Annotated in this window: 20 protein-coding genes and 1 tRNA gene; 7 read left to right on the top strand and 14 right to left on the bottom strand. The window is 68.5% G+C overall.

Annotation, left to right across the window (positions count from 1 at the left end):
• Window positions 1-3: 3 nt before the first annotated feature.
• From KBO27_RS26625 to KBO27_RS26600, 6 genes are read right to left on the bottom strand one after another with little or no spacing between them, the layout of a single operon-like run.
• Window positions 4-1497: a putative type IV secretion/conjugal transfer ATPase gene (locus tag KBO27_RS26625; protein ID WP_246538066.1), complete on the bottom strand. Its 1494-nt coding sequence runs from the start codon at window positions 1495-1497 to the stop codon at window positions 4-6.
• Between the two features lie 8 nt (window positions 1498-1505).
• Window positions 1506-3017, bottom strand: coding sequence for an SCO6880 family protein (locus KBO27_RS26620; protein WP_210972581.1), 1512 nt, complete (start codon window positions 3015-3017; stop codon window positions 1506-1508).
• Window positions 3014-4492 carry a hypothetical protein gene (locus tag KBO27_RS34425; protein WP_281420875.1) on the bottom strand — a complete coding sequence of 493 codons (1479 nt, stop codon included), beginning with the start codon at window positions 4490-4492 and terminating at the stop codon, window positions 3014-3016. Before KBO27_RS34425 ends, KBO27_RS26620 begins: the two co-directional genes overlap by 4 nt.
• Before the next feature lies 1 nt (window position 4493).
• The gene (locus KBO27_RS26610; RefSeq protein ID WP_210972580.1) at window positions 4494-5315 is read right to left on the bottom strand and encodes a hypothetical protein; all 822 of its coding nucleotides are present in this window, start codon (window positions 5313-5315) and stop codon (window positions 4494-4496) included.
• A gap of 3 nt (window positions 5316-5318) precedes the next feature.
• Window positions 5319-5621 (bottom strand): hypothetical protein, encoded by a 303-nt coding sequence (locus KBO27_RS26605; RefSeq protein WP_210972632.1) that lies wholly within the window; start codon window positions 5619-5621, stop codon window positions 5319-5321.
• Window positions 5615-6907 (bottom strand): CpaE/TadZ family protein, encoded by a 1293-nt coding sequence (locus tag KBO27_RS26600; RefSeq protein ID WP_210972579.1) that lies wholly within the window; start codon window positions 6905-6907, stop codon window positions 5615-5617. The genes KBO27_RS26605 and KBO27_RS26600 overlap by 7 nt, the downstream gene beginning before the upstream one ends.
• 684 nt (window positions 6908-7591) lie before the next feature.
• On the opposite strand from KBO27_RS26600, the gene KBO27_RS33975 reads away from it, so the two are divergent.
• The 4 genes from KBO27_RS33975 to KBO27_RS26580 all read left to right on the top strand — a co-directional run bounded on the left by KBO27_RS33975 (window position 7592) and on the right by KBO27_RS26580 (window position 10642).
• Window positions 7592-7990, top strand: coding sequence for a helix-turn-helix domain-containing protein (locus KBO27_RS33975; RefSeq protein ID WP_307870631.1), 399 nt, complete (start codon window positions 7592-7594; stop codon window positions 7988-7990).
• A gap of 200 nt (window positions 7991-8190) precedes the next feature.
• A complete protein-coding gene (locus tag KBO27_RS26590) occupies window positions 8191-8931 on the top strand; it encodes an alpha/beta fold hydrolase (RefSeq protein ID WP_246538065.1) in 741 nt (246 codons plus the stop codon).
• The gene (locus tag KBO27_RS26585) at window positions 8928-9470 is read left to right on the top strand and encodes a hypothetical protein (protein ID WP_210972577.1); all 543 of its coding nucleotides are present in this window, start codon (window positions 8928-8930) and stop codon (window positions 9468-9470) included. Before KBO27_RS26590 ends, KBO27_RS26585 begins: the two co-directional genes overlap by 4 nt.
• A complete protein-coding gene (locus KBO27_RS26580; RefSeq protein WP_210972576.1) occupies window positions 9470-10642 on the top strand; it encodes an MAB_1171c family putative transporter in 1173 nt (390 codons plus the stop codon). The genes KBO27_RS26585 and KBO27_RS26580 overlap by 1 nt, the downstream gene beginning before the upstream one ends.
• Window positions 10643-10692: 50 nt before the next feature.
• Here the strand turns inward: KBO27_RS26580 and KBO27_RS26575 are convergent, their stop codons facing one another.
• Window positions 10693-11892, bottom strand: coding sequence for a DUF1173 family protein (locus KBO27_RS26575; protein ID WP_210972575.1), 1200 nt, complete (start codon window positions 11890-11892; stop codon window positions 10693-10695).
• Between the two features lie 305 nt (window positions 11893-12197).
• Between KBO27_RS26575 and mihF the strand changes: the two genes are divergently transcribed.
• The gene (gene mihF / locus KBO27_RS26570; protein ID WP_210972574.1) at window positions 12198-12509 is read left to right on the top strand and encodes an integration host factor, actinobacterial type; all 312 of its coding nucleotides are present in this window, start codon (window positions 12198-12200) and stop codon (window positions 12507-12509) included.
• A gap of 119 nt (window positions 12510-12628) precedes the next feature.
• Complete coding sequence (locus tag KBO27_RS26565) at window positions 12629-13006, top strand: hypothetical protein (RefSeq protein WP_210972573.1); 378 nt, start codon at window positions 12629-12631, stop codon at window positions 13004-13006.
• A gap of 10 nt (window positions 13007-13016) precedes the next feature.
• On the opposite strand, the gene KBO27_RS26560 is transcribed toward KBO27_RS26565, so the two are convergent.
• Both KBO27_RS26560 and KBO27_RS26555 read right to left on the bottom strand, forming a co-directional pair.
• Entirely contained in the window at window positions 13017-13235 is a 219-nt protein-coding gene (locus KBO27_RS26560; RefSeq protein WP_210972572.1) for a P-loop NTPase family protein, read from the bottom strand.
• Window positions 13236-13531: 296 nt separating this feature from the next.
• The gene (locus KBO27_RS26555) at window positions 13532-13771 is read right to left on the bottom strand and encodes a hypothetical protein (RefSeq protein ID WP_210972571.1); all 240 of its coding nucleotides are present in this window, start codon (window positions 13769-13771) and stop codon (window positions 13532-13534) included.
• 455 nt (window positions 13772-14226) lie between these two features.
• On the opposite strand from KBO27_RS26555, the gene KBO27_RS26550 reads away from it, so the two are divergent.
• A complete protein-coding gene (locus KBO27_RS26550) occupies window positions 14227-15165 on the top strand; it encodes a tyrosine-type recombinase/integrase (RefSeq protein ID WP_210972570.1) in 939 nt (312 codons plus the stop codon).
• Between the two features lie 348 nt (window positions 15166-15513).
• Here the strand turns inward: KBO27_RS26550 and KBO27_RS26545 are convergent, their stop codons facing one another.
• The 5 genes from KBO27_RS26545 to KBO27_RS26525 all read right to left on the bottom strand — a co-directional run bounded on the left by KBO27_RS26545 (window position 15514) and on the right by KBO27_RS26525 (window position 19771).
• Window positions 15514-16470: a tyrosine-type recombinase/integrase gene (locus KBO27_RS26545; RefSeq protein ID WP_210972569.1), complete on the bottom strand. Its 957-nt coding sequence runs from the start codon at window positions 16468-16470 to the stop codon at window positions 15514-15516.
• Between the two features lie 115 nt (window positions 16471-16585).
• Window positions 16586-16658: transfer RNA gene (locus tag KBO27_RS26540), tRNA-Ala, on the bottom strand.
• Window positions 16659-16865: 207 nt separating this feature from the next.
• A complete protein-coding gene (locus KBO27_RS26535) occupies window positions 16866-18209 on the bottom strand; it encodes an NAD(P)/FAD-dependent oxidoreductase (protein WP_210972568.1) in 1344 nt (447 codons plus the stop codon).
• A complete protein-coding gene (locus KBO27_RS26530; protein ID WP_210972567.1) occupies window positions 18202-18438 on the bottom strand; it encodes a DUF6158 family protein in 237 nt (78 codons plus the stop codon). The genes KBO27_RS26535 and KBO27_RS26530 overlap by 8 nt, the downstream gene beginning before the upstream one ends.
• An 82-nt stretch (window positions 18439-18520) precedes the next feature.
• A complete protein-coding gene (locus KBO27_RS26525; RefSeq protein WP_307870630.1) occupies window positions 18521-19771 on the bottom strand; it encodes an MFS transporter in 1251 nt (416 codons plus the stop codon).
• Window positions 19772-19872 lie beyond the last annotated feature (101 nt).

Below are 19872 nucleotides of genomic sequence, written 5' to 3'. Positions count from 1 at the left end.
CGCCTACCGGTCCCCACCGGCCCGCAGCTGGGCGTTGGTGTCGAAGGTGTGCTTCTCGGTGCGCGACAGCACCGACTGGACCTTGTAGCCGGGGTTGTTCTCGATCTTCCACAGCGCCCGGCCGGTGCGCTCCATGCACCAGCCCGTGGTGACGTCGGATTCCTTGCCGGACAGGACGAAATCTTCGGCCAGCTCGTCGGCGACCCGTGTGGACTGGCCGAACAGGATCCGCGTGGAGCACAGCGCCAGGAGGTCCTTGGCGATCGCGACTTCCTGGGAGCCGGCGTTGCCCACGGACAGGAAGTCGCTGGGCTTGTGGCCGACGAGGATCTGGATCTTCTTCTCCGCACGGGACAGCCGCAGGTCGGAGTCGACGGCCTGCACGGCCTTTGGACCGAGGCGCATCTGCCGCCAGACCTCGTCGCGCACGACGATGCGGATCTCCCCGTCGTCCTGGAGGTCGGTGATCATCGACGACCAGGAGCCCAAGCAGGTCAGCGCCACGGCCACTGCCTGGTCCCCGCGGCTGCGCAGCAGGGAGAGGTCCATCGACTGGATCGGCGCGGCCCAGTCGAGCTCGAAGTTCGTCGGCTCGTCGAACAGCCCGGCCAGCGGACCGCTGACCAGGTTGGCCAGCGCGTCGGTGATCGGACGCAGCGTGTCGAGGAACTGACGCCGGTCAGCGAAGCGGGTGTCCTCCCACAACGCCGTGTCCGGGTCGGCGAGTTCGCGCTGGACGTCGGGGATGGTGACCGGCCGCAGGTGGGTGTAGCCGTCGGCGGCGCCGACCAGGCGCCGCAGCACCTGCGAGAGCACCGCCTCGTCGGTGACCGTCGGCGAGTAGCCCTGCGCTTCGGCGAGCGCGGTCAGCAGCTTGACCCACCGGCCGAGCACCCCGTCCAGCTCCTCGCGCTGCCGGTCGACCGACCAGGAATCCCACCGGCTGGCCAGCGGCCCCAGGTCCAGGGCGTTGAGTCGCGCCGAGGAGCCCCGGCCCAGCGCAATCGGGTTGATGTCCAGCGCCCGCAGCAGCGGCGAGTACTCCCCTTTCACGTCGCCGCTGATCAGGGTGCGGACGCCGAAGAGCATCATGCGCAGCAAGAACGCGACGACGGTGCTGCTCTTGCCGCGTCCGGGCTCACCGAAGATCACCATGTTCGGGTTGGTCCCGAGCCCGCGCAGCACCCACTCGATGGGGTGGGCGTAGAACGCGCCTCCGCTGACGGTGTCGTAGCCGATGCGGGCTCCCACAGCGGGCACGCCGTTGGCCGCCAGCAGCGGAAACAGCCCGCCGATCTCGTGTGTGGCCGCCTCATACACCGCCAGCGGGGCCTCGACCGGAGCCCAGCCCTGACCGGGCCGGGCCAGGCCGCGACGCGGGGCGATGGGCCGGTTGACTCGCTCCTTCTGCGCCGTAGGCCGGTTCGGTGTGCGCGGTTTGCTCGGTGGCGGGGCACCGAAGTCGGCCAGCAGCTGTGCGGCGCTGCGCTCGTTCATGCGGGTTTTCACAGCAAACCTCCCCGTGCGCGCGGCAGCCCGACGCCGACCGGCAAGCAGGCGGCGACGAACGCGGAATCCTGAGCGAGATCGAGCCGCAGCAGCCGGAACCGGCCGGCGGCGTCGTTTTCCAGGCGGGCGGCGTGGTCCTCGACGTTCCAGTGCGCGGGCACCGTCACCGCCGAGGCGGCGGCGTAGCGCACGATGGAATGGCCTGCGGCCACCGCCTTTTCCTGCGCACGGGCGCCGCTGGCTTCCCGCTCGTCCGATGCGGAGGCCGAGAACCCCTTCGAGCTCTTGTAATCGCGCAGTACACCGGCCCGGAACCGGTAGTTCTGCACCGCCCGCGAGGCTCGGCGGGCGTCCATGACCTCGTAATGGATTGCCAGGCACCGGCGTTCACCTGCGGTTTTGACCGCCAGCAGTGGCGAGAGGCTGCCGAACACCGTGCCCGCCTCGGGCATGAGCACGCTGTAGCTCACGGTGGAGTACGCGTCGTGGTCATAGCGGCGCCGAGGCGGCGAGGGTGCCTCGGTCGGCCCGGCGGCGGCCTTGGGCAGGCCCTGCTGGCCATCGCCGGTGAGGTGCCCGGCCCGCAACACCGCCGAGCTGTCCGGGTTGAAGCCGGTGCGGATGGCCTCGGCCAGTCCGCTGCCGGAGAGCCATTCGACGCTGTCGGCGCCGAGGGCCTTGAGCGGGTCCTCGAGACCCTCGAGCACCCGGTAGAGCACCCGCGCTCGTCCCTCGGTCCCGCCGCCAGCGGCGGCTGCCGGCTTGCGCAGCGCGTCTTCGGTGCCGGAGATGGTCACGAAGATTTCGTGGCGCACCGAGACGGCGCCGATGGTGCGGTCCAGCTCGTCGGCGGCCTGACGGGCCAGTGGCGGCGCCTGGTCGACCTCGTGCTTCGAGCGCCACACGGTGTACTCGGTGCCGTCGTCGGGCACGGTGCGCACCAGCAGCGACATCCGGTCGATCACGTCGCGATGCCCGATGCTCAGCAGCAGGTTGCCCAGCCGGGAGGCCAGCCGTTCGCACTGCTCGTTGCTGAGCATCCCAACACCGGTGTGGGTCAGGCGCGCGGTCGCGCCCCAGCGGCCGTCGCCGGTGTCGTGGATCAGCGCGATCCGGCCGCGGTCCTTGAACACCGGACCGTCAGGGAACGAGACCCGTTGCAGGACACCGGGCAGATCCGGCTCGTCGGGATCGACCGGCAGGCCCGATGCGGCCTTGGACTGCCAGCGCGACCAGCCGAACAGCACGCCGAGCTGGTGCAGCACCAGGTGCGCCAGCCAGCGGAACGCCGGCCGCCCGCGTACGGGCACGACCACCAGGCAGGCGACGAACCCGCAGATCGTGGCCAGGATCAGGGCGGTGAGGAACTGGCCTGCGCTGACGGTCCAGAGCACCGGAACGGCCAGCACGATGCAGGTCAGTGCCTGCAACGGGGTCAGTCCCATGATCCAGCCTGCGTGCTCGCGCCGGGCCAGACCGCGATAGATCCGAACGTTGTTGGTACTCATACGACCACCGCCGCTTCCACGTCGTCAGAGGCAGCAGCGCCACCGCCGCCACCGTTGTTCTTGGGTCCACCGCCACCACCGCCGCCGCGGGGACCGCCGCCCCCGCCACCGCCGTCGTCGTCGGGGCCGTGTCCGTAGTCGGGAGGCTCAGGAGGAGGCGGCTCGGGATATCCACCGCCTGCGCTGCCACCCCCACCGCCACCGCCGTCGCCGCCGAAGCCGTCGGTGCCGTCGGCGCCGCCGCCGACGCCTTGCGGGCCGATGCCGTCGGAGGAGGTCACGCGGCCGCTGTTGGCCGCAGCGGGCGGGGCCGCAGCGCCGTCGCCGCCAAGGACGTCGTCATCGCCGTCGCCGCCGGGGTCTGCTGCGGACGGCGATGCGGAGCCCCCGCCGCCACCACCGCCCCCGCCACCGCTGGAACCGCCGGAGCTGTGGCCGACGCCGTGGTTGTCCATCTCGCCGTCGGCGTAGTCGGCCATCGCCGAATCGAAGCGGTCGGCGTTGGCCGACTCCTGCGCATCGCTGCCGCCGCCCCCGCCACCGAAGCCGCCGCCGGCAAGGGCGTTCGCGGCCTGAATCGCCGGGTTGCCAGAGCCGTAGGAGGACACCCCGACACCGGCGAGGGCGTCGCGGAACGTCGAACCGGCATCGGAGTTCGGATCGACGAACGCGAACAGCCGGAACAGCACAAACGGGATCAGCAGGGAAATGATCAGGACCCCGACTCCGGCCAGAAGCCCGGACAGGCCCTTCGACCCGCCGGAGATGGCCACGCCCAGCACCAGCGTCATCGCCAGCACCGGCTTCATGGCGATGCAGGCCAAGATCCAGCGGATGGCCTTCCAGAACCACGCCTTGGTGACGTTGGCCAGCAGCCCCGCGGCGGTGATCGGGATCGTGGCCACGAGCACGTAGATCGCGGCCTCGCGGAACAGCATCTCCAGCACGTAGCCGATGCCCGCCGGGATGACCCCGATGAACGCGCAGATCCCGAGCACGACCGCCTTGACACCGTCCTGGGCTGCGTCGGCGAACGTCGTGTGCTGGAGCGCGTCCTGGAAGTTGGTCGACTGAAGGCCGTATTGGAGGATGCCGTGGGTGAGTCCGTCGGCCGCGGTGAGGAACCCCGCCACCATGCCGACGGTGATCGCCAGGGCGATCCCGTACTGAACCGGGCCGCCGATCAGCCGCATGAACCCGCGCCCGCCTCGGAGCGAGGTCATGGTCATCTGCCAGAAGAACAGCCCGAGCGCCAGCACGCCGGAGATCCACAGCATCATGGGCCAGAGCACGGAGATCGGACCCTCGCGTGTGTCCACTGTGAACACCGAGAACTGGTCGGCGAGCCGGAACGCCTCCCGCAGGATCCACAGGCTGGCGTCCCACAACGCCTGCATCGCCGTCTCAAACGCCGAGCTGACCAGCTCTTTGAGCTTGCCGCCGATCGCGCTACCGATGTCGTCGAAGGGCCACATCTCAGCCACCCCTCTTCAGATCCCGGTACCCGGCATGGACCGCGTCCGCGCTGCCCGGCCACGCGCTTGGGGCGGGTGCGGGGAGCGGGCCGGGCGAGATCCGCCAGTCCCCGCCGACGTGGCGCAGGGCCTGGCAATCCCCGACACCGGCGGTGAGGGTTTGGCCCTGGTAGTCGACCGAGAACTGGCCGAGCACGCAGGCCACGACGTAGCGGCCGCCATCGGTGACGCCTTTGATCTGGCCGTGCGTGACCTGGTAGTTCGCGGTCAGGTCCAGCACCGCGCCGGTGGGCGGGAGCCCGGCGCTGCTGCGCATCGAGCGCAGCAGCGAGTACAGCCCGGTGGTGTCCGGCTGCGGGGCACCCGGCAACGCCAGCTCGCGGAACCCGCGTGCGTAGGTGGCCGGATCCCCGCCGCGCATCGCGGCCTCATCCAGGGCGGTGAGCTGCCCTAGCGCACCCTCTGGGGTGGCGGGGAACCCGCCGGTGATCCAGCGCCCGGCGGTCTGCATGGGCGCGGGAACGGTGATGGGCTCACCGGCCCGCTCGGTGGTCATCGGCTGCGGCTGCGCCGATTGCGCTGGCAGTGCCGCCATCGGGGCACTCGCCAGGGCGTGCTCAGCCGCCAGGTCCCAGCCGCCCGAATCCGGATCCGGCCTCGACGGGGGCGGGGCGGGAGCCGGTGCGGGCCGGTCAGTGACGTAGTGCGAGACCACCAGCGCGCCCGCCATCGCAACGACGGCCAGGACCATCACGACGATGGCCGCCAGGCCCAGACCGGCTCGGCGCCTGCGCTGCTGCTGGTTCGTGACAGGAGGGGCCATGACTCAGGCCCCCGCCGCGAAGTGGCTGATCAGCTGATAGCCGACCCCGTACAAAATGCCGCCGCCGAGGGCGCACAGCATCATGATCACGCCGATCTTGCCCGCGCGGTGGTGGTCGACCCACCGGCCACCGGCCCACACCAGCAGGCCGATGAAGAAGCCGACCATCAACGCCACGCCGGCGCCCCACTTGACGTTGCCGACGGCCTCGATGACCTTTTCGGAGCCGGGCGGGGCCACTGGTCCTGGGTTGGGGATCTGGGCCAGGACGGGCAGGGCCGTGTCTGCGAGCTGCTGGATCACCATGATGTGGCTCCCTTCGAGCGGCGGGACAGGCCGGGCAGCCGCCCGGCCGACGACGCCGTCTGGGGCAGCAGGTCCCAGCGGCGCAGCAATGGGGTGATGGCGGCGCGCAGCCGCGTCGGGGTGACCTCGGCGCGGATCCCGGTGGTGGCGATGTCCGGGTCGTGCGGTAGGAAGACCGCGTCGTCGAGCAGGCCGGACACGCGGAGTCCGGCACTGCCGCGCACGCCGGTGGGCCAGCGCTTCGCGCCGACGACCACCAGCTGGGTCGGCGAGGTCGTGGCACCGGAGCGGTTCCAGGCATCCAGGCGAGCCAGGACCTGTTCGGCGTGCAGCAGTGAGGGGCGGGTGGCCCGGCAGACCAGCACCGGTTTCGGCGTCGGAGTCCCGGCGCGCAGCCAGGCCCCGGCCCCGGCCAGTGGATGCGCGGCCACGCGCCAGGCGTCGTGACCGAGGTCGACCACGGTGGCCTGCACCGACTGGTGCTTCGGTTTGAAGAAGCGCGGGGGCGGCACCATGCCCGGGGTGATCACCGGGAGCTCGGTCTCCACCCGTGCCAGCAGCGCTTGGGCGCGCCAGGAGAACCGGATGCGCACCGAGGGATGCGGGCCGTCCAGGGCCGGGCCTTCCGAGCGGGCCGCGGCGGCCAGGCCGGAGCGCGCGGGATCGGCGGTATCGACCAGGAGCACGCGCTGCTCGGCGAGCTGCAACGCGTCGGCGAGCACGGTGGCGACCAGGGACGCTCCGGCGCCGGGTGAGGCGGCCAGCACCGGGATGACCTCGCCGAATCCGGCCCAGTCCGCGTGGGTGTCGCTGATCGGCGGCAGTCCCTGCCGCTGCACAGCGGCCGCCGCCTGACCGGTCTGTGCGGCCGTGCGCAGGCCCGTCTGGTCGCCAGCGTCGTTGCTGGAGGACGTCGTCTCGGCGGCCGCAGCCCACTGCCCGGCCTCGACCGCGCCGACGATGTCTGCCGTGGGCAGCTCCGGCCACGCCTGGCTCGCGGCTCGGGCGAGGCGGCGGTCGCGGTCCTCGAGACTGCCGGGTTCGGCGGGTGCCGGACTGGGCTGGTCAGCGAGGCCGTGGGGCTGCGTTTGCTCGGTATCGGCCGGGGAGGGAGCGCACGGCCACTGGGTGGCGGTGGCCGTGCGCTCCGGCTCCGGCAGCGACGGCGGTGTGGTGCCCGCCGCCGGTGGTTCCGAAGGCTCGCCCTGCTCGGTGCGGGCGAGTGAGGCGGTCGTCGCGTTGCGGAAACCGTTGTGCCCCAGCGAGTTCTGCCCTGAAGCAACCATGATTTCGTCTCCTTTCCCGGCCGTTGTGCGCAGGGCCGGGCGGTGATGAAGGCGCGTTGGTCCACGGCCTCGGGGTGCGTGCACCGGTCCGAGGCGCGATGTGGCGCGCGATCAGCGGCAGGGCAGGCCGGGCGATTCGAGGACGCGTTGTCCCTCACTCAGCACCCAAAGGGCTTCTGAGCTGCAAAAATCACGACAGTGATCACTCCGGCGGGTGCGCCGGAAAAGGGATGCGTCACGGTGTGGCGGAATCACCAAAACCGCTTCCACCGCGGTCTGCCCGTATGGGACTTGTGTGGGTAGCGCTCGTTGAAGAGGGCGGTTCCAGCGCCGCCAGGAGCGCTACGTCAGGCGCAGATGCCCGAGTGGTTATTCATGCGGTACCTCCCGCGAAAGAGCTGGATCGGCTCCCACGCTGTTCGGCCGGCCCGCGGCCGGCGCACTCCCCTATTGGCGAAGGGCGGCCCCCACAGCCGTCCTTCACGCGACGGGCTCGTGTCCCGTCACTCTCCGTCCGGGGCGATCAACTCTCCCCTGAGTGGCCGATGCTCCGGCGGATCCTGTCAGGTATTCTGGACAAGGTACTTCGAACGTAAGGTGACCCGGATTAGCTGTCAACTTTTCCGGACAGTTGACTTTGAAGTCCGCGATACAAGACACCATGTGGGTGAGAAGGTGGACACAGTGGCCGAGGCAGAGCGAGGCGAGGACTTCGCGGTCAAGCTCAGCCGGCTGTTTGAGAGTGTGAAACGCGAAGACGGCTCGAATTACAAGAAGCCGGAGGTCGCTGAGGCCGTCGGGGTGTCCCGCGCGTACCTCTATGACCTGATCAACGGCAAGAACAGGCCGAGCCACGACGTGGTCGTGGCGCTCGCAGAGTTTTTCCAGGTGCCGATCGAATACTTCTCCAACACCGAGCGAGGGCGCGAACTCAACCGCCAGTACGAGCTCCTGGCTCGCCTCGGTGAGCAGAACGTCCGGCAGCTGGCCACCCGCGCCAGCGAGCTCTCACCGGACAAGCTGCGCAGCGTGATGGAGTTCATCGACTTCCAGGCGGGACGGGACGACAACCCGTCCGAGTGAAGTGCACATCACCACCAGCTGGTTCTGCTCTGCATAAAGGCTTTCGCGCCCGCGAGGCGAGGTGCGCAAAAGAGCGACAGAACGTAAACGTGAAGGTGGACCAGACCTGCCGGGGGTGGGATGTGCACGTAGATCAGGGGACGGTGACGACCGAGGGGGCCGAGCTCTACTACGAAACGTGTGGAGAAGGCCCCCCGGTCTTGCTCATCCAAGGTGGACTCAGTGAGACCGGTGCGACCCAGCAGCTGGCGACGGAGCTGGCGCAGCAACACCAGGTCATCAGCTACGACCGGCGCGGCTTGTCCCGCAGCACGGTCACCCGCGACCCGCAGCCGCTGACGATGGCCACCCATGCCGACGACGCGGCAGCGTTGCTGGCCGCGCTGACCTCCGAACCTGCTCGCGTGGTTGGCCCCAGCATCGGCGCCGTGATCGGGCTGCACCTCACCGCCCGCCATCCCGATCAGGTGGCGCTCCTGGTCGCCCACGAACCGCCGATGGCCTCGCTGGTGCGCGATCCCGACCAGGAAGCCGGGCTCGATGAAGTCGCCGAGCTCGCGCGCGACGACGTCGGCGCCGCGATCCGCCGCTTCGTCGCGCTCGGCGGCAGCCGCGAAGGAACACAGGAACCGGGAGCCGGCCCGGCCCCGCCGGTCGGGAACGTCGAGGCGAACTTGCGGCGCTTTTTCACCTACGACTTTCCCGCCGTGCGCACCGCCGCGCTCGATCTCGACCAGCTCACGGGACCAGCGCGGCCGCCGGTGATCGTGACCGGCGGCGAGGAATCCCGCGGCCAGTGGGAATACCGCTGCGCCCAGCAGCTCGCCGCCGAGCTCGACTGCAAGCTCGTCGAGACGCCGGGAGGCCACAACGGACTGGTCAGCCACCCGTGGGCGACAGCGGACGTGCTTCGCCGCCTGTTCACGGAGTCGATCGGATGAAGAACGACTCCCGAGGCTGGCGCAACGACCTGCAACTACGCCGAGGCGTGAAGAGCCTCCTGCGGGAACTTGAGCTCGACGCACCGCTGGATGTGCGCGAGCTGTGCGACCGCTTGGGACAACGCCGCGGCCGCCCGATCAAGCTCCGCGCCTACCCGCTGCCCGCGCCGGGCGTGTTCGGGCTCTGGATCGGCACAGCGGACGCCGACTACATCTTGTACCAGCGCGACACCACCGTCGCGCACCAAGAACACATCATCCTGCACGAAATCGGCCACATCATCAGCGGCCACGGCAGCGATGAGAACGACGACGACATCTGGCAGCAGATTTTTCCGGACATTCCCCCGGAAATCGTGCTGCGCGCGCTGCGCCGAGACGGCTATGGGCCGGCGTTCGAGCGCGAGGCCGAGATGGTGGCCACGGTCATCAAGGAGTGGGCGACCCTGCTGGATCGCTTGCAGTTCTCTCCCGATCGGAAAACCGATGCCGCCCGCCGACTGCGGGGGGCCTTCGACGACCACCAGGGATGGCTGTGATGGCGCTACCCAACCTGTTGATGTGGGCCGCGGCGACGGTCGCGGCGATCTGGAAACTCTCCCAGCTGATCCGGGCACCACACGACAAGGGGCTCCGGGTCGTGACCATGTGCACCGTCCTGGTATTCATCGCGCTCTCCGCCCAGCTGGCCGTCAGCATTCCGGCGGTGGCCGAGTTCTTCCCGAGCCAGTCACCGAAGCTGATCCAGAACGTCATCCTCACCTTCTTCTTCGCGCTGCTGCTGGTGCTGTTGCAGGCCAGCGTCGCCCCCTCAGCGGTCGGCTCGCGCGGCTGGCTTGAAGTCGTGTTCGCCCTGGTCGCCAGCGGTGGCCTGGTGGCGGCTTTCGCGGCGGCAGACGAGGCCCACCAGGGCGCGAGCTACGAGCATGCCGGCGAGGCACCGGCGGTGCTGGCCTTCTACCTGATCGGCAACCTCTACATGAGCTACGCGACCGCACGTGGCGCGTACCTCGCCTGGACCACGGCCGACCACACCCGGTCGCGCGCCCGCCTGAGCCTGCGTGTGGCGGCCGCCGGCCTGGCCGTGAACTGCCTCGGAACCCACACGCCCCGAGTCCTGTCCACCGCAGGACGGCTGGTCTCCGGCAAAGACCCGATCCCCGGCACCGCAACGTGGACAACACCGATCTTGGCCATCGGGATCGTGGCGTTCTTCCTGGGAATCGGCTATCCCGGAGTCCGTACGGGCCTGGTCAAAGCCCGGATGTGGATCGAGGTGCGCCGCCACTACCGCCAGCTGCGTCCGCTGTGGGCAGCGCTGTGCGCGCAGTTCGACAACATCGCACTGTTCCCGCAGGTCTCTCCGCTGCGCGAAGCGCTCCAGCTCCGCCAGATGCGGCTGCGGTACTACCGGCGCGTCATCGAATGCCGGGACGGGCTGGTGTGTCTGAGCCCGTTCGTCGCCGAACCTGTTGACTCGAGCAAGACTCCCGAGCAACAGGCCGAGCTCGTGCGCGACGCGCTCGCGCGCGCCGCCGCCGCCGCCGCCGCCGCCGGTGAGGAAGTGTCGGTGGCCTCAGTGCTCGCGGCGCCGGAGGCCGCAGGCATGGACGCCGATACCCAGCAGCTGCTGGCCCTGTCCCGCGCGTTCGGCCGCCTGGACAGCACCGATGCGCGACCGGTGTCCGGGACGACCAGCTCCACTAGCTAACCAGGGCATAGGGCGATGCCGGAACCGGCCCAGCGGCAAGCTCGCCGGGGTCAGCGCCCGAGGTCAGGCAGCGGGTCACGCACGTCCCACTCCAACAGCCTCTTGCCGGACTCCCGGTAAAACTCCTGTTTGGCACGCTTCCGGGCCTCATAGTCCTCCCGGCCGCGCACGCCCCAGACCTCCACATAGGTCTCCGGGCTCTCGTCGACGAGCACGAAATCCGGGTGCACCCCTCCCCCGTCGTAATGCATGGGCTTGACGAACGCGCGCCCGGCGGCGGTCAGCGCGTCGGCCATCTCCGCTTCGTGGCTGGAGTCGGCCGGCACGTACGAGGTGGTGGTCAGCATCGCTGCCAGGTCCTTGATCACCGGGTAGCCCCGGGGGCTGCGCTCGATCAAGAGAAGTACTACCTGATGTCCGGTTTCCCTCGCGTGCGCGGCGAGCGCGACCGGATAGGAGCGGGTGCACCGGTCCATGAGTTCCTGGGAGGCGTACAGCGGGGCCCGCTGGTGCGCCAATCCGATCCGCAAGCCGTATTTCGTGGGGGCGATCTGGCGGATCTGCCCGAGCACCAACCCGCGGCGCCGGGAACGGCCGGGGGTCAAGCTCTCGAGGAAACGGTCCCAGTCGGCGTTGATGCGCTCGGCGTCCTCACTCTGGAACGGCGGCACGATCCACAGTGCCTCCGCCAGCTCTCTGCGGTTGACGCGGCAGTCACGAGCCTGCTCGACCAGTCGCGCCCGGCACGCACGCCAATCCCGACGTCCGGTGCGGGGGTGCCACACGTTGAGCTGCGACGATTCCCAGAGGTAGTGCAAGAAGGCCAACAACCCCATCGCGCGCCGCTGGGTCGTAGTGGATGGCTCCGAGGAACCAGGTTTCGCCGCGACCGGGACATGCGTGGTGGATGGATCGGTGGAGACACCGTGGAGGGTCAGCTGGGCGGACAACCGGATCGAGGTGCCGTCCTCGGTGACGTTGATCGCCGGTTCGTAGGTGCTTCGACCTGACGTCGAGGCCGGGCTGCGGTACCAGGAACAGCCGGGTGCGTGCTGGTGGCCACCGGCGGGCCAGTTGGCCAGGTGATACCGCCCAGACCGGCAGCGGATCACCAACCGCACCACCTCGTCGCTCCTGCACAGGCACACCGCGTGGCCGACTTCGCTGCGGGCACGCCCGAACAACCCGGTGTAGCGGTCGGGGCGCTGTTTCAGGTCGGCGACCTCGACGTCCCGGTCGGCCAGCCGCACCTGTCCCGACCCTGGCATCCCGGTCGCGCTCGTCGCGCCACTGCTCCTGCGGCGGGCTCGTGGGTGCATGGGCATGGGCGGTTCCTCTCGCCGGACGGTCACAGGGACCACGGTGATTCCAGTACCCGAACCCGATTCTCACCCGAATCCCTGACAGCGCGTCGCACTCCACGGCCAAAGCCGCTCACCACACCCCCGCGCCAGTAGCGAGACCGCTCTTCGACACGCCGAGGCCTACGTGCGGGCTGAGTTGTCGTCGTCCCAGGTCATGATGTCCGCCGAATCGTCGAACGGAAGGAATGTCGATGGCACTGCCCACTTTGTCCGAGGAACAGCGCAAGCAAGCCCTGGAGAAGGCCGCCGCGGCGCGACGTGCACGGTCAGAGCTGCTGGAGGGGGTCAAGACGGGAGCCACCACCGTGGAGAGCGTTCTCAAGCGCGCCGACACCGACGAGATCGTGAAGAAGACGAAGGTGACGCAGCTGTTGAAGGCGTTGCCCGGGTACGGCCCCGCGAAGGTGACCCAGCTGCTCGAGCAGGCTCAGATCGCCGAGAACCGGAAGCTCGGCGGGCTCGGCGAACGTCAGCGTAAGGCGCTGCTGGACGCCGTTGGCTGATTCGCCGGAAGGCGTGTGCGCAGGCCCGCCCCGGATTTCGGGTGCATCACCGGGGTGGCCTGCGCTCGACCGGGTGCCGTGCTTCCCCCACGACGCCCGGTCAGTCATTATAAGAACATATGTTCGATCCATCGTCCAATCAGGCTTCGCCCGACTATCGCGTCCGGGCGCACCGGACGCTGCCCGAGCCGATGCCGGTGTGGGTGCGTTGCGATCGCCTGTTTCTGCCCCGCCCCGGGACGATGCGCGATGTCCCGTTGTGGCTGCGCGCCTACGGCATCAACGCAGGGGCGTGCGTGCCGGGGCTGTTGCGCAGCTGGCATCTGCTCAACACCGGCGGTGATTTCTGGGGGTTGGTCGAGTTCGCCGTCGCTGCTCGAAACGGCTCGCAGGCCTTGGAGCTGACCGAACTGGTCCCGGCGAGCATCCTCAGCCCGCGCGACCCTGACGAACACGACCCCTGGGCATCTCGACCGCCGTCTCCTCGCGACGGGTGAGAACGCCTGGTCACGAGCGGCTTGGTATCGAGTCGACGAAGCGGCGGGCCTCGCCGCGGTCGCGCAGCCGGATCACGGTGCCGACAGCGTGCTCGGCGATCAAACGCTCGACTCGGGGGCGCATCTTGCGCCGGTAGCTGAGGACGTATTTGACGAACCCCCAGTTGATGCGGCCGCGCCGGTGACGGGAATGGTCGTCGTCGCCACGGTGCTGGAAGCGGCGTTGCACGATCCCCCACAGGCAGACCAGTGGGTGGGATGTCGAGGACGATCACTGTCTGGGCTTTGCCAAGCCGGATCGGCATCGTGGTGGCGTAGTTGCCGTCGATGATCCACTCGTCGGCGGCGACGAGCTCGCGCTGGCGCTGGGCGAACAGCTCAGGATCGAGAGCGTTCCAGTGCTCGTCGTAGTACTCCATGTCCAGGAGGATGACCGGCAGGTTCAGCCGTTGGCCGAGCTGGCTGGCCAGCTCGGATTTCCCGCTGCCCCCGCACCCGCAGATCATGATCGTGCGCATGGTGGTCCTAGCCCTGCTCCGCTGGTGGTTCCGAGTTCTCGCCTTCGGCCGGCGTCTCCAGGTACCAGACCGACGATCTGGAAGCCGCAGACTCCAGGGATTCCGGGCTCATGATCGTCTTATCGACCTCGCCCGATGGCCGCTGGAGCACCACGTCGCCGTCGGGCATCACATACCACCCGGCGCCCGGGTAACCGGTCGACCGGTAGACCGCTGTTGCTCCGGACAGGTCCCGATCCTGCTCCATCGTTGGCTCCTAGCTCATAGTTCTGACCTGCGAAATCGTGCCACGTCACCCGTGGTGGGGGTGGGTGAGGCTCGCGCGAGTTCAGAGGTCAAACAGGATTCGGCCGCAGCCACCGCCTGCCTGAGTTCGGTGAGGACACCCTCGCCGAGGGGCCTGGCCGCCGACACCCTCGTCCTCGACGGCAAGCCCCGTGACGACCTCGGCGCCGGGCGCCCGGGTCCAAGCAGTCATGCAGAAGAGCGACTGGCACTAAAAGGGCGCTGCCCAGCTCGTGCGCCACCCCGATCCGCAGACTACCTATCGATCTTTGGTTCTCGGTTAACTCCTTCCTATGGGGACAAACGCGGGCAACCGTGGCCAGCCGAGCAGTGTGCGACGGATTTTTCGAATCCGGAGCTAGCGTTGTACGCGAGCAGCGCGCCGCGCGACTGAGCTTCTGGTTTGGGGAGGGTGAAGTGGATATCGAGAGCTTGTCGGCTGGCTTGTCCGAGTCGTGGCGTTGCCTGGTTCGGGACTGGGACAGGTGTTTGCGTTCGACTGGGCGTCCGGAGACGACGCGGTACAACTACTTGCTCGCGGTTATTCAACTCGGACGATACGTCGCCGCCAACACAGTCGGCGATGCCGCCGAGGATCCAGCAGCTGTGTCGCGTGCGGACGTGGAGTCATTCCAGGCATGGATGATTGAGACTCGTTCTGCCTCAACCGCGCTCAACAAGCACAAGTGCCTGCAGCAGTTCTTCCAGTGGCTGGCCGAGGACGAACAGGCCGTGACCCGCTCTCCAGTGGAAGGGGTGCGGGCTCCGCAGCCGCCGACGAAGTTGGTCCCGGTCATCAGCACCGACGACACGACGCGCCTATTGGACTCCTGCAAAGGCTCTGGATTCATGAACCTTCGAGACCAAGCGATGATCCGGTTGTACTGCAACACCGGCGCACGGCTTTCCGAAGTGGCCAATCTGCGCATGGAGGACATCGACTGGAGCACGGACTCCCTCGTCTATCACGGCAAAGGCGGGAAAACTCGACGTGTCCGGATGGGCCCAAAGACCGCAAGGGCGTTGAGCAGATACCTCCGAGCACGCGCACGGCACACGGGTTCGGAACTTCCCGAGCTGTGGCTTGCCGAACGCGGTGGCGTGCCGTTGCGAGCCAACGGCATCAAGTTGCGCCTACGCCGGTTGGGAGAACGTGCCGGGATCGCGCGGGTTCATGCCCACCGGTGGCGCCACACCTACGCCCACGAATGGAAACTCTCCGGCGGAGACACCGGCGATCTGATGCTGGTGCTGGGCTGGAGCAGTGACGCTATGGCGCGGCATTACGGCGCCAGTGCTGCCGCCGAACGTGCCCAGGAATCGCAGTCGAGGATGAGGATCGGTGATGATGTCTAAACGCTCGGAACTCACTCCCGAACAGCGCCGTCGGCGCGCGCGGATCGCGGCGCATGCTTCGTGGGCGAACACGGCGGATCGCTCCGCACGTACCCGCTCGGGGACCTCAGCGTTCCTCGCCCAGTTCGAGAAGCAGGTTGATCCCGACGGCGTGCTCACCCCTGACGAACGAGCGCATCGGGCGTACCACGCGCGAGTGGCCTACATGCTCGCTCTCGCCGAACGATCCGCCGCGACACGACGCCGAAACAAGGACCGCTCCGATCAGCCAGATCGCTAAGAGGACGCACAGGCCGAACTGCCAATCGAGGGTGGTGTGGGGAATGGCCCCACACCACCCTCGTGAGCTTAGAGATCGCCGATCGCAAACCGATCCTGGGCCACCTGCGCGCGCTGCGCCGCAGCGCTCGCACCGTAGTGTCGGGCCATCGCCTCGGTACTCCAGCCCAGCACCAGCATCAGATCGCCGGTGTCTCCGCCGGCGGCCTTCCACTCGTGGGCGTAGGTGTGGCGCCAACGGTGAGCGTGCAGATTCTTGATCCCCGCCTGCTTCCCGAGGCGCTTGAGACGAATCTTGATGCCGTTGGCATGCAACGGCTTGCCACCCCGGCTTGAGAGCCACAATTCGGGAAGATCCGCGCCCGAGCGTTTGGACCGGGCCCTCAGGTACCGGCTCACCGCTCGCGCGGTGCGTGCCCCAATACGCACCCGGCGGTCCTTAGCGCCCTTGCCGTGAAAGACCACCGTCTCAGTCTTGAGATCCACATCATCGACGGTGAGCTGAGCCACCTCGGACAACCGCGCGCCGGTATTGGCGAACAGCCGAATGATCGCCTGATCCCGCAGGCTCAAGAAGTCCTTTCCCGCGCAGGTCTCCAGTAGCTGCGAAGTCACGTCTTCCTCGATGACCGGGATGAGCTTTGCGGGTGTTGCGGGTTTGCGGACGCGCTCCATCGGCGAGCGGTCGATATCGCGCTCCTCGTTCATCAGCCAACCGAAGAACACCTGCAATGCCTTGTGCTTATTCAATGCGGTGGAGGCCGAGCGGGTCTCGATCATCCACGCCTGAAACGCCTCGATGTGATCGCGTGAGACCTCCGTCGGGTCCTCACCGGCGTCGTCAGCGTCCGGGTCCGGGGAGTGCTCGGCGAGGTATCGAGCCAACTGCGCGGCGGCGAGCACATAGTTGTAGCGGGTGGTCTCGGGATGGTTCACCGAACGCAGGCTGCGGTCCCAGTCACGCAGGTAACCGGACCACACCTTCGACAGGCCCTCAGTGAGCTTGCCAAGATCGAATACAGCCATTTCAAATCTCCGTAGTCAAGGTTTCCATGAGCGGCGTGCTTGACTCCGGGAGGTGGACCAAGAACAGAAAAAGAGGGTTCCCGCAGGCTTTGACCTGCGGGAACCCTCTTACCGGTGGAGCTGAGGGGATTCGAACCCCTGACCCCTTGACTGCCAGTCAAGTGCGCTACCAGCTGCGCCACAGCCCCTTGTTTTGTTCTCCCGAGGTGTTCGGTTTGTTTCCGCCCCGCTCATCTCGTGTGCCAATACAGTACAACAGCCGTTCGGGGCCGTTTTCAGGGGGTCCCCATACAGTGGCGAACCAGCCCTGAACTGGGCAAACGCCTGCTGCCGTCTTCATCGACGGTACCTGTCCTCACGGAGTCGTGGGGACTCCGTGAGGACGGTCACTCCGATCATCCTGCGGCGGTCGTCCCGCGGGGTTTCGGGAGGCCTCTGGTGTTGGCGGCTTTGACGAACTCCGCTCTCGGGTCGTGGAGTTCTCCCAGGGCTACCACCTGGCGGCGGAACGGGAGTTCCAGGAGCCAGTCGCCGAGGATGCGGGCCTTGCGGGACGTCGTCGGCATCTTCATCAGGTGGTACGCGCGGTGCAGCAGCCACGCCGGGAGTCCCTTGAGCTTGATGCCGTAGACCTCCGCCGCGCCCCGGAACAGGCCCAGGCCCGCGACCGAGCCCGCGTGCTTGTGCCGGTACTCCTGCAGCTCCTCGCCGCGCAGCTGAGCGATGATGTTGTCCGCCAGCAGCTTCGCCTGGCGGACCGCGTGCTGGGCCGAGGGGCTCGTCAGGGCTTCCGGGTCGCTGCTGGTGAGGTCCTGGACCGCGGCGCAGTCCCCCGCCGAGAACACGTTGTCGGTGCCCTTGACCTGCAGCCTCGTCGTGCATTCCAGGCGCCCCTTGGAGTCTCGGGGCAGATCGCTGTCCTCCAGCATCGGGTGCGGTTTGACGCCGGCGGTCCAGACGATGGTGTCCGCGTGGAAGTCGTCGCCATCGGACAGGACCGCGTGGCCGTCCACCAGGGAGCTCGCGGTCGTGTTGAGCTTGACCTCGATGCCGATGTTCTCCAGCTGCTGCTTGGTGTACTCGCCCATGTGCGGGCTGACCTCGGGCATGATGCGGCCCATCGCCTCCACCAGCACCCAGCGCATGTCGTGCTCGGACAGCTGCGGGTAGCTGCGGATCGCGTAGCGTGCCATGCTCTGCAGCTCCGCCAGTGCCTCGATGCCCGCGTAGCCGCCGCCGATGAACAGGAACGTCAGCAGCCGCCGGCGCAACTGCTCGTCCTCCGTGCTCGCCGCGATGTCCAATCTGGACAGAACGTGGTTGCGGAGGTAGATGGCTTCGCCGATGGTCTTGAACCCGACGCCCTCCTCCGCCAGGCCCGGGATCGGCAGCGCGCGGGAGATCGAGCCCGGGACCGGGACCAGGATGTCGTAGTCCAGCGTCTCGGCCTTGCCATCGCCCAGCGTCGCCGTCAGGCACCGGTTGGCGTGGTCGATGTGGTTGACCTGCGCGGTCAGCACCTCGCAGCGGCGCAGCGCCTCGCGCAGCGGAACCACCACGTGACGCGGTTCCAGCGAACCGGCGGCGGCCTCCGGCAGGAACGGCTGGTAGGTCATGTGCGGCTGGGTGTCGATGACCGTCACCCTCGCCTCACCCGCGTCCAGCTTCTTCTGCAGGCGGAGGGCCAGGGTGAGGCCCACGTGTCCGCCACCGATGATCACCACGCGTGGACTAGGCATGCTGCGGCTCCCCCCGTGCACCATCGCGCGTTCGACGCGGGTCGACGTCGCGCTCCGGATGGCGGCGCAGGTACTCCTGCTCCAGCTCGAACGTGCGGGCGGTGTGCTCGCGCAGCGCGTCCGGCGAGCCGTGCAGGAACGTCTCGTTGCGCGTCTGGTGCAGGTGCCGGAGTTCCCGCAGCAGCAGGTCCTCGGTCAGCTCGTGCCCCGGAATACCGGTGGTGTTCATCTCGTCCTCCCGCATCGGGCAGGGGCAACCGCAACGCCGGCGGCGTCACACCCGAGTACCCGCAACGAGGGCGATCAACACCTCAGGCCGCGGCGCGCACCTGTTCGGTGCCCGATTCCGGCCGCGGACGGGTCTCGGGAGCACCCACCCAGGCCAGCAGGCCGAGGGCCGCCGTGGCGCCCGTGACCAGGAACGCGGCCTGGTAGGAGACCGTGTCGGCCAGGACCCCGGCGATCAGCGGTCCGAGGATGGCGCCGAGGTCAGCGGCCTGCTGGAACGTCGCCAGCACCGTTCCGCCGCGCCTGTTGCCGCCGATGATGTCGGCGACCGCCGCGTTCTGCGCCGGGTTCAGCACGCCCGCGCCCATGCCCGCGATCAGCGACGCCGCCAGGAACACCGGGACCGACGTGGTGAAGCCCAGCGACGCCGTCGCCACGCCCGAGACGACCAGGCCGATGAGCACCATCGGCTTGCGGCCGTGCCGGTCGGTCATGCGTCCCGAGAGCAGCAGCACGCCGGCGTTGCCGACGGCGAACACCGACAGGGCGATGCCGGACATCGACTGCGGCGCCTTGAGGGCCTCGACCACGAACAGCGGGACCAGGGCGATGCGGACGCCGAAGACCGCCCAGCCGTTGCCGAAGTTCGACAGCAGCGAGGCGACGTAGGAGCGCATGCGCATGGCCTCGCCCAGCGGCATCGACGGGGTCGCGTCATCACCCAGCGGGGCGGCCAAAGTCGACTTGCGCAGCAGGAACCAGCCGAGGAAGGCGGCCGCGAACAGCGCGATGCCGTAGGTGACGAACGGCAGCCGCAGCGAGTAGCCGACCATCACGCCGCCGACGATCGGGCCGGAGACGTTGCCCAGCAGGAAGCTCGTCGCCCACACGCCCGAAGCGCGTCCGCGCAGGTGCGGCGGCGACATCCGGATCAGCAGGCCCACGCCCGCGACGGTGAACATGGTCGAACCGATGCCGCCGAGCGCGCGGAAGATCAGCAGCTGCCAGTAGGAATCGGCGAACGCGCACGCCGTGCTGCTGATGCCGACGATCGTGATGCCGATGACGTAGATCGTGCGCTCGCCCGCCGCCGAGACCAGACGTCCGCTCAGCGGGGCGAACAGCAAGCGCATCATGGCGAAAGCGCTGACGATGAACCCGGCGGCGGTGACGCCCACGTCGAAACTCGTGGCGAACGCGGGTAACGCGGGGGCGACGATGCCCATGCCGACGGCGACGATGAAGCTGCCCGCACCGAGGATCCAGATCTCCCGGGGCAGGGAGGAGAGGCCCTGGCTCGTGGTGGTCTTCTCTGACGCTGAGCCGCTGGACACAGGCTTCCTCCCGGGTTCTGGACAGTTCGAGCCACAGCAACCAACGCCGTATGCGGCCGAGGAAATTCCGCCGGAGCGCTTTCGTGGCGCGCACCTCACCC

It is taken from the genome of Saccharopolyspora endophytica (assembly GCF_018070075.1).
GTDB classification, from domain to species: Bacteria; Actinomycetota; Actinomycetes; order Mycobacteriales; family Pseudonocardiaceae; genus Saccharopolyspora; species Saccharopolyspora endophytica.
The sequence above is the reverse complement of the archived record's forward strand: the minus strand, read 5'-3'. Positions and strand labels throughout refer to the sequence as shown.

What these genes read in the sequence shown, in the direction of transcription:
- KBO27_RS26625 (WP_246538066.1), bottom strand. Translation starts at nt 1,497, where the DNA reads ATGAACGAGCGCAGCGCCGCACAGCTGCTGGCCGACTTCGGTGCCCCG.
- KBO27_RS26620 (WP_210972581.1), bottom strand. Translation starts at nt 3,017, where the DNA reads ATGAGTACCAACAACGTTCGGATCTATCGCGGTCTGGCCCGGCGCGAG.
- KBO27_RS34425 (WP_281420875.1), bottom strand. Translation starts at nt 4,492, where the DNA reads ATGTGGCCCTTCGACGACATCGGTAGCGCGATCGGCGGCAAGCTCAAA.
- KBO27_RS26610 (WP_210972580.1), bottom strand. Translation starts at nt 5,315, where the DNA reads ATGGCCCCTCCTGTCACGAACCAGCAGCAGCGCAGGCGCCGAGCCGGT.
- KBO27_RS26605 (WP_210972632.1), bottom strand. Translation starts at nt 5,621, where the DNA reads ATGGTGATCCAGCAGCTCGCAGACACGGCCCTGCCCGTCCTGGCCCAG.
- KBO27_RS26600 (WP_210972579.1), bottom strand. Translation starts at nt 6,907, where the DNA reads ATGGTTGCTTCAGGGCAGAACTCGCTGGGGCACAACGGTTTCCGCAAC.
- KBO27_RS26585 (WP_210972577.1), top strand. Translation starts at nt 8,928, where the DNA reads ATGAAGAACGACTCCCGAGGCTGGCGCAACGACCTGCAACTACGCCGA.
- KBO27_RS26580 (WP_210972576.1), top strand. Translation starts at nt 9,470, where the DNA reads ATGGCGCTACCCAACCTGTTGATGTGGGCCGCGGCGACGGTCGCGGCG.
- mihF (WP_210972574.1), top strand. Translation starts at nt 12,198, where the DNA reads ATGGCACTGCCCACTTTGTCCGAGGAACAGCGCAAGCAAGCCCTGGAG.
- KBO27_RS26565 (WP_210972573.1), top strand. Translation starts at nt 12,629, where the DNA reads ATGTTCGATCCATCGTCCAATCAGGCTTCGCCCGACTATCGCGTCCGG.
- KBO27_RS26555 (WP_210972571.1), bottom strand. Translation starts at nt 13,771, where the DNA reads ATGGAGCAGGATCGGGACCTGTCCGGAGCAACAGCGGTCTACCGGTCG.
- KBO27_RS26545 (WP_210972569.1), bottom strand. Translation starts at nt 16,470, where the DNA reads ATGGCTGTATTCGATCTTGGCAAGCTCACTGAGGGCCTGTCGAAGGTG.
- KBO27_RS26535 (WP_210972568.1), bottom strand. Translation starts at nt 18,209, where the DNA reads ATGCCTAGTCCACGCGTGGTGATCATCGGTGGCGGACACGTGGGCCTC.
- KBO27_RS26530 (WP_210972567.1), bottom strand. Translation starts at nt 18,438, where the DNA reads ATGAACACCACCGGTATTCCGGGGCACGAGCTGACCGAGGACCTGCTG.